The organism is Streptomyces canus (genome assembly GCF_001514145.1).
Taxonomy (GTDB): domain Bacteria; phylum Actinomycetota; class Actinomycetes; order Streptomycetales; family Streptomycetaceae; genus Streptomyces; species Streptomyces canus.
In genome coordinates this window covers 1-15,011 of record NZ_KQ948690.1, presented here as the reverse complement: position 1 = coordinate 15,011, position 15,011 = coordinate 1, and the positions used below count along the sequence as shown (strand labels likewise).

The 15,011-nt window shown below is 67.3% G+C and carries 11 protein-coding genes and 2 pseudogenes; 4 read left to right on the top strand and 9 right to left on the bottom strand.

All coding sequences use genetic code 11. From position 1 onward, the window contains the following. Positions 1–141: 141 nt before the first annotated feature. Genes AQJ46_RS49670 through AQJ46_RS49655 form a run of 4 tightly spaced genes read left to right on the top strand, consistent with a single transcriptional unit; the run spans position 142 to position 6,149 of the window. Positions 142–1,617, top strand: a complete 1,476-nt coding sequence (locus AQJ46_RS49670) for a site-specific integrase (RefSeq protein ID WP_318656752.1) — start codon at positions 142–144, stop codon at positions 1,615–1,617. After that, complete coding sequence (locus AQJ46_RS49665; protein ID WP_059211959.1) at positions 1,617–3,362, top strand: hypothetical protein; 1,746 nt, start codon at positions 1,617–1,619, stop codon at positions 3,360–3,362. The genes AQJ46_RS49670 and AQJ46_RS49665 overlap by 1 nt, the downstream gene beginning before the upstream one ends. Beyond that, a complete protein-coding gene (locus AQJ46_RS49660) occupies positions 3,359–5,659 on the top strand; it encodes a hypothetical protein (RefSeq protein ID WP_063803969.1) in 2,301 nt (766 codons plus the stop codon). Before AQJ46_RS49665 ends, AQJ46_RS49660 begins: the two co-directional genes overlap by 4 nt. Beyond that, positions 5,643–6,149 (top strand): hypothetical protein, encoded by a 507-nt coding sequence (locus tag AQJ46_RS49655; RefSeq protein WP_107117514.1) that lies wholly within the window; start codon positions 5,643–5,645, stop codon positions 6,147–6,149. The genes AQJ46_RS49660 and AQJ46_RS49655 overlap by 17 nt, the downstream gene beginning before the upstream one ends. 88 nt (positions 6,150–6,237) lie before the next feature. On the opposite strand, the gene AQJ46_RS49650 is transcribed toward AQJ46_RS49655, so the two are convergent. From AQJ46_RS49650 to AQJ46_RS49615, 9 genes and pseudogenes are all read right to left on the bottom strand, one after another. Further along, complete coding sequence (locus AQJ46_RS49650) at positions 6,238–7,701, bottom strand: UvrD-helicase domain-containing protein (protein ID WP_059211957.1); 1,464 nt, start codon at positions 7,699–7,701, stop codon at positions 6,238–6,240. 38 nt (positions 7,702–7,739) lie between these two features. Next, positions 7,740–8,213: a hypothetical protein gene (locus AQJ46_RS49645; RefSeq protein WP_059211956.1), complete on the bottom strand. Its 474-nt coding sequence runs from the start codon at positions 8,211–8,213 to the stop codon at positions 7,740–7,742. Then, the gene (locus tag AQJ46_RS49640) at positions 8,210–9,106 is read right to left on the bottom strand and encodes a DUF6083 domain-containing protein (RefSeq protein ID WP_059211993.1); all 897 of its coding nucleotides are present in this window, start codon (positions 9,104–9,106) and stop codon (positions 8,210–8,212) included. The genes AQJ46_RS49645 and AQJ46_RS49640 overlap by 4 nt, the downstream gene beginning before the upstream one ends. A gap of 158 nt (positions 9,107–9,264) precedes the next feature. After that, on the bottom strand, positions 9,265–9,528 hold the full coding sequence (locus AQJ46_RS49635; protein WP_059211955.1) for a helix-turn-helix transcriptional regulator: 264 nt from the start codon (positions 9,526–9,528) through the stop codon (positions 9,265–9,267). 1,229 nt (positions 9,529–10,757) lie between these two features. Continuing rightward, a pseudogene (locus AQJ46_RS53680) lies at positions 10,758–10,937 on the bottom strand (alcohol dehydrogenase); the annotation flags it as partial. A gap of 105 nt (positions 10,938–11,042) precedes the next feature. After that, complete coding sequence (locus tag AQJ46_RS49630) at positions 11,043–12,170, bottom strand: NADH:flavin oxidoreductase (RefSeq protein ID WP_059211954.1); 1,128 nt, start codon at positions 12,168–12,170, stop codon at positions 11,043–11,045. A 130-nt stretch (positions 12,171–12,300) separates the two neighbouring features. Further along, positions 12,301–12,432, bottom strand: a pseudogene (locus AQJ46_RS58205) (alcohol dehydrogenase); the annotation flags it as partial. Continuing rightward, positions 12,429–13,373, bottom strand: a complete 945-nt coding sequence (locus AQJ46_RS49625; RefSeq protein WP_059211953.1) for a helix-turn-helix transcriptional regulator — start codon at positions 13,371–13,373, stop codon at positions 12,429–12,431. The gene AQJ46_RS49625 and the pseudogene AQJ46_RS58205, both read right to left, overlap by 4 nt. Before the next feature lie 660 nt (positions 13,374–14,033). Further along, on the bottom strand, positions 14,034–14,789 hold the full coding sequence (locus AQJ46_RS49615; RefSeq protein WP_059211951.1) for a hypothetical protein: 756 nt from the start codon (positions 14,787–14,789) through the stop codon (positions 14,034–14,036). Positions 14,790–15,011: the final 222 nt, after the last annotated feature.

The following is a 15,011-nucleotide window of genomic DNA, read 5'->3' as shown; positions in this document are numbered from 1 at the left end:
AGGCATCCGCTGCGTTCGCGGCAGTAACCAACCCCAGCCCTCATCCTGAGGACATTACGAGTCCCGCACCGAGGCTCGAGGACGCCTCGAACGCATTTGTTGGGTATGTCTGGCAGTGTCCCGCCCCTACCGTTGGCGGGCATGGAAGTGGCGTTCTACTCCAGTGCGGGCTGGGGCTCCTGGGGGCTCCCTGCGAAGCCGGTGATCCCTGAAGGGATGGCCTTCCTGGTCGATGACGACCTGCTGTTCGAGGACGACCGGGGGTTACGGGCGAGCGCCGTAGCGAACGTTTGGCTGCGGCTTCGCCCATCGGACGGGTGTCCGGCGCCATCATCGTGGGGGACGTACGCGCGGATGCTGCGGGACTGGATCGTTGCTGCTCAGTTGCACGGGGTGGACGTCTTCGACACCCGGGACCGTTTGAAGGCCCTTCTCAGTACGTATGCGGTGGACCGTGCGGGCGGCGATCCGAAGCAGTACCTGGGGGCCGAGACCTGGAACCAGCACATGAGCGTGCTGAGCAAGTTCTACAAGTGGGCGGTGAGTGAGAAGTACGCCACGGCGGTTCCGTTCACCTACCACGAGGCGGAAGCGGTCTACGCCGAGACGACCGACAAGATTCTCGTCAACGATGCGAACCGACGGGCCCCTCACCCACACGTGAAGATCAAGTATCTGGAGGATGACTTCGCCTCCATGCTCGTCAACGCATTTGCAGGGCTACGGCCGAACGGCAGCGAGGACGAGGGTTCGGAGCGGTTCCGAGGCCGGCATCTGGCCCGGAACTCGGCGGTTGTCGACCTGGTGCTGTCCTCGGGGCTTCGGCTGCAGGAGTTCACCTACCTGCTGGTATGCGAGATCCCGCCGCTGCCGACTGCCCCGCGGCTGATGCCGATCCCATTCCCGATTCCGGAGAAGATCACCAAGGGCAGCAAGTTCCGGGTGGCATGGACTTCTTACACCTCATTGGCTCGCCTGCACGCCTATATCGGGCTGGAGCGGATGCTGACCTGCGAAAGCTCCTCGTGGCGGCCGCCGAGGCGTTGGGGAGAGCCGCTGTTCGTGTCGCAGATGGACTCGGTGGGAGGGAGAGTCAATGGCCGCCGGGTGAAGTGGAATTCGCTTGGCCCGGGCCAGCGCCGTCGTCTGGTGGCACCGGATGGCGGGTCGATGCTGCTGGCGACTCGATCGGATGGCGGCCCGTTCACTGCCTGGTCCAGCCTGTTCGAGCGGACAAGCCGACGGATCGCCGAGCGCTACGAGCCGCGCTTCCCGCGCGTTCATCCGCACCGATGCCGGCACACGTTCGCGATGGCCACGATGGAGCGGCTGGTCGCCGGTTTCTACGAACAGGCTGCCCGGCTGTCGGCCGCAGGCGGCGACGCCGATGCGGCGCTGGCGCACTACCTGACCACCACTGAACCGTTGCTGGTCCTGCGTGATCTATTGGGCCATTCCTCGGTGCTGACCACGGAGAAGTACCTCAAGCGCTTGGACATGTTGCGGATTTTCCGCGAGCACTACGAGGACACCGGCCGACGCTGGGGGCTGCTGGACCACGAGCGGGCGGAACGCGAGGCGGACGCCGAACTGGAGGACGAGGGGGCGCTGGTCTGATGCCGGCGACTGCGCTCACGGATCCGCTGCGGGTGGAGGGCATCTTTCCCGATGGCTCGCGGGCCACCTGTCTGCTGCGGGATGAGTCGTTCCCGGAGTTCGCCCAGATGCTGCTGCGGGCTCTGGCCGATCTGGTGCATCCGCACGGGCCGTTGAAGAGGGCGGATTCGGTGCGGGAGTATCTGGCGTCTCTCAGGCATTTCTTGCCGCAGTTGCAGGTGGTGGGCTTCGACGGGACGGTTCAGTGGCTGACCAGGCCGCGGCTGGCGGAGTGCCTACTGGGCATCAAGCTGGCCCGGCACGAGCACCACATCCGGGCCATGTTGCGGCGTCTGGATGAGCTGGAGCGAGTGTTCGCGCCGGATGTAAGACATTTTGTAGACGGTCATCCGTTCAAGACCCGGCCCACGCGGTTGCGTAAATCGCTGCCCGCCTACAGCGAGGCTGAGTGGCAGCGGCTGCGGGAGGTCTGCGAGGCGGGAGTGGCCGCCTCCTATGCAGTCTTCCTCCGGGCGAGAGAAGAGTCGGAACGGGGCCAGGACTGGCGAACGGGTGGTCTGAACAGGGAGAACATCCAGTTCACGCTGCGGCACGAGGGGCCCGAGAATGTGGGGTTCGGCCGGAAGTACATTGGGGCGACCCGCTACGACGCAGAGGTGAGGCCACTCTATGCGGGCGGGGTGTACGAGGCGGTAGCAGCACTTTTTCCGTCGGCCGTGACGGTTTTCGACTACCAACTGTTGTTCGGGATTCGCACAGGAATCGTCCCCGACGGCATTGCCGAGCTAGGCCTAGGCGACATCGACTGGGCCGGGGACGCGACGGTGTTGCTCGACTACATCAAAGGCCGCACGGCGGCCGAATCGCTGACCCTGTCCCGCAAGGCGACTCGGCTGCTGGAGCAGTGGCTGGACCACTCCAGCATCTCGAGGCTATTCATGCCGGAGGCATTCAAGGATCAGTTGTGGAGCCGTTACTCGGTCACTGGTCCGGCAAGGTGGACAACCGATGAGATCGATGGTTACACCCGAGGGGTCTGGGCGAAGCAACGTGGGCTGGTGGACGCGGATGGAAAGCCCTGGCAGATCCATGTCCACCGGATCCGCACCACATTCGAGGCTTCCCGGGACCGGCGGATTTGGCGGGGCAGTAGCAGGGCGACGATCGATCCCAACCACACCCCGGCAGTCGAGGGTGACCACTACGTGGTGGGCCAGACACCCGCGCAGAAGGATGCCACCGAGACGGTCATCGAGAGCGGCCAGGCAGATCTGCTGCGACGGGCCCAACCGCGAGTGATCGCCGACGGGGATGGCCTCGCTGACCTGGTGAGGAAATTCCCGGAGCTTGTCGAACAGCTCCACTTGGACGATGCGGCTCTGGCCGATCTGATCGGCGGAGAAAGGGACGTGTTCGCCGCGGGATGCGCGGATCAGCTGTCCGGGCTGCATGGGCCCAAGGGCAGACCCTGCCCGGCCAGGCCGTGGGTGTGTCTGCTCTGCCCGCTGGCATTGTTCGCGCCCCGGCACGTAGGGAATCTGATGCGGCTGCGGGCGTTCTTCGGCCGGCAGTGGCGACAGATGACGTCGGCCGCATTCATGGCCGTCTTCGGGCCTTATGCCCAGCGGCTTGATGCTCTGCTGACCCTCGCGTACTTCAGCGAGGCGGTGTTGCGGGAGGCCGCCGCCGAGGTCAGCGATACCGATGAGGAAATTCCCCTGCGACCTGAGGAGTTGACCGCATGAGCACGCTAGAGTCCGCCGCCGGAGGCGGGACAGGTGCCTCGCCCTTCGCCGGCCAGTACATCTGCGCGGTTGCTGGGCTGCGGATGACGCCGGGCGCCACCGGCCCGGTCTTCGAGCAGGATGTGTGGGATTTCAAGGATGGTGAGGGCTTTCCGAGGTCGATGCCGGGCGACAGGAAGATCTTCGACTTCCGCAAAATTCACAACCCAATCTGGCAGTCGGTGGCCAAAGAATACGTCGTCGCGATGATGGCGCCCGAGCATGAGGCGGTGCGACATCTGGCCCATGCCTACCGGATCCCCCGCATGGTGTGGACCTGTGCCAGCAGGCTGGAGTATTTGCAAGGCTGGTTCAACTGGCTCACTGAACAGGGTGTCACTTCTCTGGCTGCGGTCGACCAGCGAACCTGTGAGGCGTTTCTCCGATGTCGCACTTTCCTCGAGGTTAAAAAGAGCAAAGAAGAGGGCGAACCTGGACAGCATGAAACAGTGGAGACGGACGAGGAAGAGGTAGAAGCCAGCAGTGGCTATCGGCTGCTGTCGGTGCTGATCCCACAAGAGGTGGCCAACTACAGCGAACTGTTCACCCACGATCGCTGCCGGGCGGGGTTCCGTCCCTGGGGTGGTGCGTCCGCTTACTCGGTGATCGGGTCCCCGAAACGCCAAGGCAACAAGACTCAGCCGGCCCGCGAGGAACTGCTTCAACCTTTGCTGCACGACTGCCTCTTCCTGATCCAGGTCCTGGCTCCCGAAGCGCTCGCCCTACGGGACAAGATCGAGCGGGAATTCGTCCCCGACCGCAAGGATGGCTCCAAGCGCGGAGTGCGCAGTGTGGCTCGCGAACGCCAGGCGGCCCTGGAGCAGGTCCTCCGACGTCACATCGCTGAAGACCGACCGTTCATCGAAGTCGAACGCCGAGCCCAGGGAGCCAGGAAACGATGGGGCTGGGACGAGACCCATCCCCTCGGCCGCGTCAGTATCATCGCCATCCTCCGCGAGGCCGGAATCCACGCCACTGCGGCACGAACCGTGAGAAGCAGCGCGAAGGGCGGCATCCTTTCCCCAGGCGGACTGCTGGAACCGCTCAAGCCACTGCTGGAGGAAGCTATCCACCTGGTGGGCACCACCCCGCCCTGGGGCCGCAATGCCCCTCTCGTTCCACGGGCGGACGGGCGCGGTGACGTCCCCTGGACACTGCCGATCCACCGCCGAGGCCTGGATGTGGTGCTGGATCGGATCCGCACGGCCTGCCTCATCGTCATCGCCCTGGTCAGCGGAATGAGGCGATGCGAGCTGATCGAACTGCCCCGGGACTGCCAACTGCCCCACGAAGGGACGTCCGGTCGGATCCGCTACCGTCTCAAGAGCAAGCTGATCAAAGGCCAGGGCTACGACCGAACAGTCTGGGACGAGTGGGTTGTTGCCGAAGAAGCCTTCCACGCCGCCGGAATCGCACACTACATCGCCGGAGAGGAGGCCAGCCACCTCTTCTCTGCCACCCTTGACTTCGACGAGTGCCTCAAACGGTTGCGGCGGTTCACCAACGGACCCGAAGGAGCCCGGCTCGGCCTGACACCGATCCCTGACGACCTGCTGAATCTGCGGATGCTTCGCCGCACGCTGGCCGTTGAGATCGCCCACCGGCCCGGCGGACTGCTGGCCGCGAAGATCCAGCTCAAGCACCTGTCGGTGGCTACCACAGAGGGGTACGCGAACCGACCCGGAGGAGCTCAGGCAAAGTTCCTCGCGGAAATCGGCGAGGAGGAACAGAAACGCAACCTGACCCTGACACTGCAGGCCTTCCGCGACTACCAGAACGGCAGATGGCCTGCTGGCCCCGGTGCTCGCGAACTCCTCACATTCTTCAGGTCAGTTGAGGATGAGCTCGGTGAACTCCAAGTCGCCACACCCGTGATCAAGCATAGTGACCAGGAAGTGATCACCCTGCTGGGTCGGCGAGCTGGCGCCCTGCACCTGGGAGTCGCCAACTACTGCTGGTTCCTCGACCCGGACAAGGCTCTCTGCCTCAAGCTCGCCAAGACCAAGGACCGCAGCCGACCCCTGGCAGGGATGTGCGACTCGGCTCGCTGCCCTCAGGCCACCCACCACCCCTGCCACCGCCCCGTCTGGGCAGCATCCGCTGCCAACAGCCGAGTCTTCATCGGGAAGATCGGTCGCGGGCAGAAGACCGAGCGGGCCCGGCTTCAGGTCGAAGCCGACAGGGCCGAGGCCATCGTCGCCGGTATCGACGCCGCCCAGACAGCAGACCACGGAGGACGTCGTGGGCCGGATCACTGACACCGAGCGGGCCCGAAACGAGACAGCGATCCGATCCGCCATGGATCGCCTTCTTCGCGGAGAACTCCCAGCCGGCGGACGCTGCGATCTCAAGACCCTCGCCACCGAGGCCGGCGTGACGCGCACCGGTTTCTACCCGAAACAGGACCGCGACGGCACGGTCCGCGAAGGCCCCTATCAGCACCTCGGTGATGAATTCACGCGCCGCCTGAAGGCACTCCAGGAAGCTGGGACCGTCCCGGATCCCAGAGACGCTCAGATCCAGCGGCTGAAGGACCAGAATGCCAAACTCAAGACCCGCATCGCCGCCCGGGACAAGGCCGTTGAGGACCTGACCGCCTTCAAACAGCTCGCCCTGTCCCGGATCGCCGCCCAGCACGACGAGATCATGCACCTGCGCACCCCACAGCCAGCTTCGGAGATCCCGCCACCCACCCGGCTGACCAGCGTCCCTCGCGACAGAACCACAGTCATCGCTCCCCACAAGTGAGGGACCGGAGGCGGGCTGCATGCGACGCCAGCAACGCCATGCCGGGCCGGTCTGCGGTACGGGGTTGCTGGACGGAAGCTTCCGTGAGTCATCCGCCTGCCTTCTCGTGCAGGGAGGTGCTGCGTGCCAGGCCGCCGAGGTCGAGGCGGTGCCGAGCCCGAGTGACGGCAACATAGGCGAGACGGGCGTCGGTGTCACTCACCTGTTCCGGGGCCTGGTCGGCTGCGCTTCCCTCTTGGTCAGCGTCTTTGGACTGCGGGAAATCGTTGCCGATTTTGACGGTGGGCCATTCACGGCCTTTGGCTTTGTGCGCGGTGGAAACGGTGACGTCGGCGTTTGCCTCGTCGGTCAGTTCGGCCACGGCGGTGAGGATGGCATCGGGGCCGTGGGCGTCGACGAGGTCGACGAAGGGCTGCAGATCGCGGCCGGCAGGGTCGTAGGCGGCGTAGTCCTGCAAGTCGCCCCAGGACGCGAACAGCACGAGTTCGGGGTGGTGGGTGCGTCGGCCTTCCTTGAGGTCACGGGCAGCGAGGGCGAGTGCGGACAGCTGCTGTCCTCCCCGAGTGAGAGCGACGCGATGTCCGTCGCCGAGCAGGCGCATGACCTCGGTCATCGCACCGATGTTGGTCCGGCACAGGACCGCGTCCGGGTGGGGAACGTCGCTGACTTCGGCACGAATGCTGTCTGTTCCCGTCAGACGAATGGGGGCGTCGGCGAGGGCGAGCCACCGGTTGGCCTCCTCGGCGATCCGCGGGCCGAAGCGGAACGAACGGGTGAGGGTCAGCTGCTCGGCGTCGAATCCGGTCATCACGTCCGTCGCGCCACGCCAACCGTAAATGGCCTGTGCCGAGTCGCCGACCATGACCAACTGTGCGTGTTCACGCTGAGCGGCGAAGACCTGCTCCAGAACGGGATTCGTGTCCTGGGCCTCGTCGAGAAAGAGGAAATCGGCTTCGATCCTCGGTTCTGTCAGCGCCCACATCTTGAGGTAGTGATCGTGTTCGAAGCGCACCACGCCATGATCGGGGTGCTGCAGGTCTGCCCATGCCTTGGCAGCGAGGGGCAGCACGATGTCGGCGAACTGCCCGTGGTCGGGTTGTTCGAGGCCGCGCAGCCGCGGCACGTGGTGGCGGGCCAGGGCGTGGTCGGATGAATAGCAGAAGCGGGTGACGGCGTGTAGCACGTTGTGGGAGAGGACCCTCTGACTGATCTCGTGGTTTCCGATCCGTACGGGGCGGAGGATGCCGAGGGCCTGGCCAGTCCTCCAGGCCGGTTGGCGGGGGCTGTTGAGACGATGGGCGTACCGGTGGCCGAGTGCGGCGAAGGCTGTGGCGTGGGCCGTGCGGCACTGCACCGTGGCCGGGAAGCGGGTCGCGGCGTCACGGGCGATGTCCTTGTTGAAGGCCAGGTAGCGGCCGCGGCGTGAGGTGTTCGAGGCGAGCAGGCACAGCGTGCTGGTCTTGCCGGTCCCGGCGCCAGCCTGCAGAGCGAGGTGCCGTCCGGCGCGGAAGGTGTCGGCCGCGTGGACCTGTTCAGGGGTGGGAGGGTGCAACGAAGGCTCCGTGAGGCGAAGAGAAGACGGCGGCTCGGTCAGCCGGGCGGATGCTGCGGGAGAAGGTGGGCGGCCGCGTAGGCCACGACTTCTTCTGGCATGTGGTCGGTGAGCAGGTGCTGGATCTGTCTCTCAAGGCGGTGCCGCCGCTGGCGTTGGTATTGGGTGAGGCTCGCTGTGATCCGTTCGCCGAGGACGTCCCCAGGCCGTTGGCCGCTGGCCGCTGCCGCCCGGCGGATCTCAGCGTCGGCGTATGGGCCCAGAACGACATTGAGCAGGATGTGGCCGTCGTGATCCGGGTAGTGCGTGGTCAGCACGTCGATCGGCAGGCTCGTGCCCAGTCGTCGCCTCAACTGGTGCAGGGCGCGGGTAGGGCTCTTGCCGTTGTGCACTGTCATGAGCCGCGTGCGATCGGCGTTGGCGGCCAGGGGGACACGGTGTCGGGCGTGGTGGAGCTCGGCGGGAGTGGCGGGCCGGGTCAAGGCGATCTCGACAGCGTGGTGACGTGTCATGACAGGGCGCGCCTTTGTGCGTGGTGGCCGGGGCCGGGCGGGCGCCTGTGCGAGGGCAGTCGGGTGCGGATGTGCTCGTGGTGGCGGAGGGGGTCGAACGGCTCCCAGCCGGCAACCGCGAGATCACCCGCGGTGCGGCTCGCGTCGTGCTGCACACACCGCTGGGCGCGCCAGCGCAGTTGCTCCTGATAGGACAGCGCGGACAGGCTGTAGACCGCCATGACGTCGGACGGCAGGGCCAGTTGGCCTCGGACCGCGCTCGCGGGCACCAGAGTCCACACGCCGCCGGGGGCATCCGGGCTGAGGACCGTGGCGGTGCAGCGGTGACGGTGCCGGGTCTGGGCGACGCACTGGATTTCATCTACGGGACGGGACGCGAGATAGCGGACGTACAGCAGTTGCACGATGGGCCTTGCCGGACGACAGGCCGCGCCGTCTGGCACCTGGCCGCCCGGCGGCTGGGCGGACGGGACGGACGGGGCGAAGGCTCCGGTGTCCAGCAGCCGGCGGGTGCGCAGGGCGAGCGACCGGCGCAGCCCGGATAGTTGGTGCGCCGACGGCGGTGCCGGACGGGCCGGGCACAGCACGGCGTGCGGCAGCCTGCACCATCGGCTGCCGTCACCTGCCGGATGGGCCACGCCAGAGCTGACGTGCCAGCGGCAGTCGTCCGGCACCCAGTCCGTGGGCAGTTCCTGCGGATGCAGCCGGACCCGGCGCTCGTCGCTGCGCACGTACCACTCGATCGGATTGCCGCACTCGCGGCAGGAACCGGTCTGGCCGCAGCGCAGTAGGCGGCTGATGCCATCGGGGTCGACTCTCAGGGGCCGCCGCTGAGGGGCATGCGCGCAGCTGCCGTCCCGACGCCGCGCGGAGGATTGAGGTGAGGTGCACATGCGGGCGAAGCTGCCAGCCAACACGCCGCTGGGGCAGCATCCGGGCCGCTCGTTCGCCCAGTCGGCCCTCAATAGGGCGACGTCAGTGCGAACGGTTGATCACGCATTCGATGCGGCGTTGCTGTTCGGGTGATTCGCGGAAGTATTGCTGCCCCAAATCAGCCCTCGGAGCCTCCGGGCAGATCATGCCCGCGGCAGAGAGTGCTGAAGAGCTCATCGAACCGGGCGTCCAGGGCATGGGCCAGGGAGTGCCACGTCTTGAGGGTGCCGACGGTGCGCCCTTGCTCGATCTCGATCACAGTGCGCCTGGCCAGGCCGCTGCGGGCCGCGAGCTCGTCGTAGCTCCACCCGCGGGCGGCCCGCAGACGCGCCAGTTCCAGCCGCAGCGCATCAAGGTCCGGGTCGGGCGGGAAGATCGTCACCCGACCATCCGACGGTGCAGACCCCTGCCCTGTCAGTGCAGACCTCTGCCCTATTTCCCTGGGTATTGGCGGTGACGGTAGGGCAGAGGTCTGCACTACCGTGTCGGCCGTCCCGCCGTACGCCGCAGTGGGACAGGCGCCGGGTCAGGAAGGAGGGCACACGCCCATGAGGCTGCGCACCGTGTGCCCTCAGGCGCCGCGGGTCTGGACGGTGGAACTGAGGCGCCAGAGCGGCGAGCTCGTTCTCATCTGCCAGCAGTGCCCACAGAGTGGCCGATTGGTCGCTGCTGAGTTCGCGCGCTCGGCGGCCCTCGCTCACCTTGCCCGGCATGCCCGCGGTGATCTCCGGGCGTCTCATCTGCGGACCTGCCAGTGCCACGAACGTGGCTGCCGCTGGCACCGCCGCCACCGCGGATGCACAGGGCCCATCCGCCTGCTCCTGTCCTGCGAACGGGGTGGCCGGGTCTGGCGCCTCGCCGATGCCTGCGGCGCCTGTGCCGCGGCAACCGCCCAGGCCGCCGTCGTGCCTGACACAACGCTGGCCGCGCCGCTTCACCCGTCTGCTGCACGACCGCGCAGCAGACGCCATTCAAGGGGACCCGGAGAGCACGTGCGCGTGAGGGAGATCCTCGGCTACCTAGCTGTGGTCCTGCCTGCGGACGCTTCTGCCGGGACGAGGCTCCTTGCCCTGCAGTGTGCGCTGCGAATGAACGCATACATGCGGGTCGAACTCCCCACGGGCATGCTGCGCAGTCTGCGGATCGATGCTGTGGATGCCTGTCACGAACTGGAGCGGGCGCAATGGCTGAGTATCGTTGACGGTCCCGGAGCGGCTGGTGTTACCGCAGAGTTGCACGATGCGACCCTACTCGCCCAGGCGCCGGCCCGCCCCGACCGAAGGCGTGCTGCCGACTGGGCACTGCGCAGCGGGAGCCCAGCGCGGAGGGGGGCGGCAGAGCCTCTACTACGGCTGCTGGCCATCTATCTGACTGCGCACAGCGATCCGTCCTCGCGAGAGGGGCTATCCGAATGCGACCGGATCGTTCGCGACTGCGCCATGGGCGATCAAGTGCTCCATGGTGCACTAAGTCGTCTGACGGCGGCCGGCACTCTGGAAGGGTGGCGAATCTGCCCGAACTCAGAAGACCTGCATTGGAAGCTTGCGCCGGGACAGTGATGAGCACCCGTCCCCGCGGACCGGCACAACATGAGGCTGCGGCGGTAGTGCGTCAGCCGCGGAGCGAGGCGATGTCGATGACGAAGCGGTAGCGCACATCGCTGGCGACGACGCGGTCGTAGGCCTCGTTGATCTGGTCGCCGTCGATGACCTCGATCTCGGCGCCCAAGCCGTGCTCCGCGCAGAAGTCGAGCATTTCCTGGGTCTCCCGGATACCGCCGACCAGCGAGCCGGTCGAGCGCGGCGGCGTCGTGGGCAAGCCCGTGATCGCACGTGATCGCGGTGTCCGACCTGACCTGGCCTTTTACCTGGCCTGACCTGGCCTAGGCGATACGACTCAGCTCAGCGACCCCAGCGCAGCCGCGTCGTACGCCTTCAGCTCGCCCGTCCTGCCTTCGAGTACCTTCGCCGCCCACTCCGGGTCCTGGAGCAGCGCGCGGCCGACCGCGACGAGGTCGAACTCCTCGTTCTCCAGGCGGTCCAGGAGGTCGTCGATGCTCTTGAGCGGCGCCCCCTCACCCTTCTCGATGCCCCGCATGAAGTCGCCGTCGAGGCCGACCGAGCCGACGGTGACCGTCGGCTTGCCGGTGAGCTTCTTCGTCCAGCCGGCCAGGTTGAGGTCCGAGCCGTCGAACTCGGGGAGCCAGTAGCGGCGCGTGGAGGCGTGGAAGGCGTCGGCGCCGGCCGCCGCGAGGGGGGTCAGGATCGACTCCAGCTCCTCGGGGGTCTCGGCGAGGCGGGCGTCGTAGGCGCCCAGCTTCCACTGCGAGTACCTGAAGGTGATCGGGAAGGACGCGGACACGGCCTCCCGTATGGCGGCCACGATCTCCGTCGCGAACTTGGTACGGGCGACCGGGTCACCCCCGTACGCGTCCGTACGGCGGTTGGTGCCGGCCCACAGGAACTGGTCGAGCAGCTGGCCGTGGGCGCCGTGCAGCTCGACTCCGTCGAAGCCGATGCGCTCGGCGGCCACCGCGGCCTCGACGAACGCGTCGATGACGTCGTCCAGGTCCTGCTGCGTCATCTCCTTGCCACCACCGGCGGTGCCGTCCAGCCGCAGACCGGACGGGCCGACCGGCGGGGCGTCGGCGTACGGGGGCTGCCCGGCCTCCCTGACCATGCCCATGTGCCACAGCTGCGGCACGATCTTCCCGCCGGCCGCGTGCACGGCCTCGGCGACCTTCGCCCACCCCGCGAGCTGCTCCTCGCCGTGGAACCGGGGGACGCTGTCGCGGCCACCGGCGGAGTCGTGTCCGACGTAGGCGCCCTCGGTGACGATCAGACCGACCCCGGCGCCCGCGCGGCGCGAGTAGTACGAGGCCACGTTCTCGCCGGGGATGCCACCGGGCGAGAACTCGCGTGTCATCGACGCCATCACGATCCGGTTCGGCACGGTCAGGCCGTTCACTGTCAGGGGGCGGACGAGGATCTGAGCCGCGCGGGAGGTCTGGGCGGGGGTTGTCACGTGAGGGCTCCTTGGGAGGGGGTGGTGGATGAGTGGAGATGTGATTACTTGCATGCATCAACTACGCTGGCTGCCATTCAGGCCCGCAGGGGCGTCTGGTGAGATCCCGGCCACCGCGCGGCGCGACACCGTGGCAGTTGCCCGCGTAGGCGATCCCGATCAGTAGGTCGTGCTCGCGCGGATCGCGGCGCTCGATGGTGGTGCGTTCCAGGGGTGCTTTGGCGGCGGGGGAGGCGTAGGCGATGGCGGTGACCCTGGTTATGCGGGTGGTTCTGCCTGGGATGTAGGGGGCAGTACGCGGTCCGGCACCGGGGGCTGGGCGCCGTTCGGGCTCGTGATGGTGGTGTTCGTGTTCGTCGTGCTGGTCCAGTTGGCCAGCAACTGCAGGGCCGCCTCGGAGGGCGAGTCCGCTTCGGCGGTGTAGACGCACAGGGTCTGGTTGTCCCCGCCGGGGACGGCGAAGATCTCATAGGACATGGTCATCTGGCCGACCAGGGGATGGTGGAACCGCTTCACACCGTGAGTCTTCTCCCACACGGTGTGACCGGCCCACCAGGCCCGGAACTCCGGGCTCTTGATGACCAGCTCGCCGACCAATTCGGTCAGCAGCCGGTCGTCGGGGTGCCGGCCCGCCCGCAGTCGCAGCGTGGAGACCATCTCGGCCGCGCACCGCTCCCAGTCCATGTAGAGCTCGCGAGCGGCCTCGTTCAGGAACATGAACCGGGCCAGGTTGCGCTCCCGGTGCGGCAGCTTTTCGAAGTCCGTGATCAGTGCCCGGGCCAGCTGGTTCGACGCGAGTACGTCCCCCCGGAGGCCCAGGACGAACGCCGGTGACCGGCCCTCCAGCATCCGCAGCATGCTGTACACCCCGGGGCGCACCCGCTGCGGCCGCGCGGGCCGCGCCCGGGCCGCTCGGTGCGGCCTGGGCCGGGCCAGCTCGAACAGGTACGCGCGCTCGACGGTGTCCAGCCGCAGCGCCCTTGCCACGGCGTCCAGGACGGACTCCGACACGTTGAGCTGCCGGCCTTGCTCCAGCCGGGTGTAGTAGTCCGTGCTCACCCCGGCCAGCCGTGCCAGCTCCTCCCGCCGAAGCCCCGGCACCCGGCGGGTGCGGCCTTCGTCAGTCGGAATCCCGGTCTCCTCCGGGCTCAGCCGTGCCCGGCGCGACCGCAGGAATTCTCTGAGCTCGGCGCTTTGGTCCATGACTCAAGTATGGGATGGCCGTTTGGGCCGGTGGGGGCCAAAAGTAGGTCTGCCAGACCCACGCAGATCGCGCGGCGGGGGCGGTGCGGCCCGCCGGGGCCCACAGGGGGCCCACGGCTCGGTCAGCCGGCTCAGCCGTTCCTGGAACAGGTCGAGGCGGGCCTGCAGCAGTGCCGCCTCCGCCGCGAGTTACGGAAGCACCTGCTCGGGACGCACGACGAGTGGATCGCCTTCCCCGGCCGCTACCTACCCGAAGGCGGCATGGACCAGATCTACCCCACCGAGCCCCGTGAAAGCGCCCCCGCACTCCCCAACGCGACCGACGATTGATCGCCTGCACCACGTCAAGGGACACGGCCCTGTGATCCGCGGGTCGAGGCCAGGGTGCTGCGGGCGTTCAAGGGGTGAACCGGCTGTCCCGGACGGGGAGTTCGTGGGACCGTGATGGTGGAACAGTTCCGGTGGACCCGCTGACCGTGAGTTTGAGAACGATCAGTCGCGGTGGGCCCCGCGGGAGGCGGACTGCCCGCTCCTGCGGGAGGACCGGCGGGTGATGCGCCTGGTCATGAGCGTGATCGCCGCCCAGGTGATCAAGGATTCCGAGTGCTGGGTCAGCCGCTCGTAGTCCCGCGCCAGGTAGGCGTCGACCTCTTCCCGGTATTACTGCGGTGTACGGAGATCACGCGTCAGTGTGTACGGCAGGGAACTCCTGGCGATCTCCTGGAACCGCAGCAACTCGTCGACGGCCCACTGCTGTCCTTCGGGAAGGGGAATACCGTCCCGTTGCCGACGTGGTCGCCGATCGGCCCGTGGGAGAGACGACAGCAGTGCGCGACGACGTCTTTCCACCACGGCTTCGATCGCGGACGCGCCGACTGTCACATCTACCGCGGCGCCGTCCTCGACCGCGAGATCGAGATCCATCGCAGGTCCGGCACGCAGTCCGCTGTTCACCAACTGGTACACGGTGTCCGGCGAGAGGTACCGCGTGTCGTCACCGTGTCGTTTCGGGATCGCGACCCCGCCTTTGACGAGTTTGCCGTCCTCGTTCAGGGTCTTGGTGACCAGTGCCCAGCGGTCGTTCTCCGGGAGCGCTCGCACTTCGATCACGAGGTAGCCGAGTTCCGAGTTCTGGGGATCGTCGTACCAGGAGAACTCGACGCCGATGGAGGGGCACACGAGGTCATCGATGATCGCTTTGTACCGCTCGGTGTTGACCAGCCTCTTCGCGAAGGGGACCGGCTTCACCACGGTCTCGTGGAGGTCTGTCGGCCGCCGCGTCGCCTTGAACCCGCACACGAGGAGACCGCCGGCCGCGTTGGCGAACGCCGCGAAGTCCTTGGCCAGCTCGTACTTCTTCGAGTCGAGGCCGAAATCGTACGGGCCCTCGGGCCCACACCCTTGAAGTCCACCCATTCGGACTCCGGAATCCCCGCCACGGCTTCTGGCCGCTGCTGGGCGAGCAGGGTGACGATCCTGACGCGGTTGTCGACAGCGCGTTCAGCCAGGCGTGTCCTGCTCTCCATGCCCTCCGCCCTCCGCCCTCCTCAAGAAGACGGCGTTGGGACTCGGCCCGCGATGTTATTTCGGCACAACGAGACACGACCAGCGCGGGACACAGCGAGTGCGGAAACAAGA

What these genes read in the sequence shown, in the direction of transcription:
- AQJ46_RS49670 (WP_318656752.1), top strand. Translation starts at nt 142, where the DNA reads ATGGAAGTGGCGTTCTACTCCAGTGCGGGCTGGGGCTCCTGGGGGCTC.
- AQJ46_RS49665 (WP_059211959.1), top strand. Translation starts at nt 1,617, where the DNA reads ATGCCGGCGACTGCGCTCACGGATCCGCTGCGGGTGGAGGGCATCTTT.
- AQJ46_RS49660 (WP_063803969.1), top strand. Translation starts at nt 3,359, where the DNA reads ATGAGCACGCTAGAGTCCGCCGCCGGAGGCGGGACAGGTGCCTCGCCC.
- AQJ46_RS49645 (WP_059211956.1), bottom strand. Translation starts at nt 8,213, where the DNA reads ATGACACGTCACCACGCTGTCGAGATCGCCTTGACCCGGCCCGCCACT.
- AQJ46_RS49640 (WP_059211993.1), bottom strand. Translation starts at nt 9,106, where the DNA reads ATGTGCACCTCACCTCAATCCTCCGCGCGGCGTCGGGACGGCAGCTGC.
- AQJ46_RS49625 (WP_059211953.1), bottom strand. Translation starts at nt 13,373, where the DNA reads ATGGACCAAAGCGCCGAGCTCAGAGAATTCCTGCGGTCGCGCCGGGCA.
- AQJ46_RS49615 (WP_059211951.1), bottom strand. Translation starts at nt 14,789, where the DNA reads ATGGGTGGACTTCAAGGGTGTGGGCCCGAGGGCCCGTACGATTTCGGC.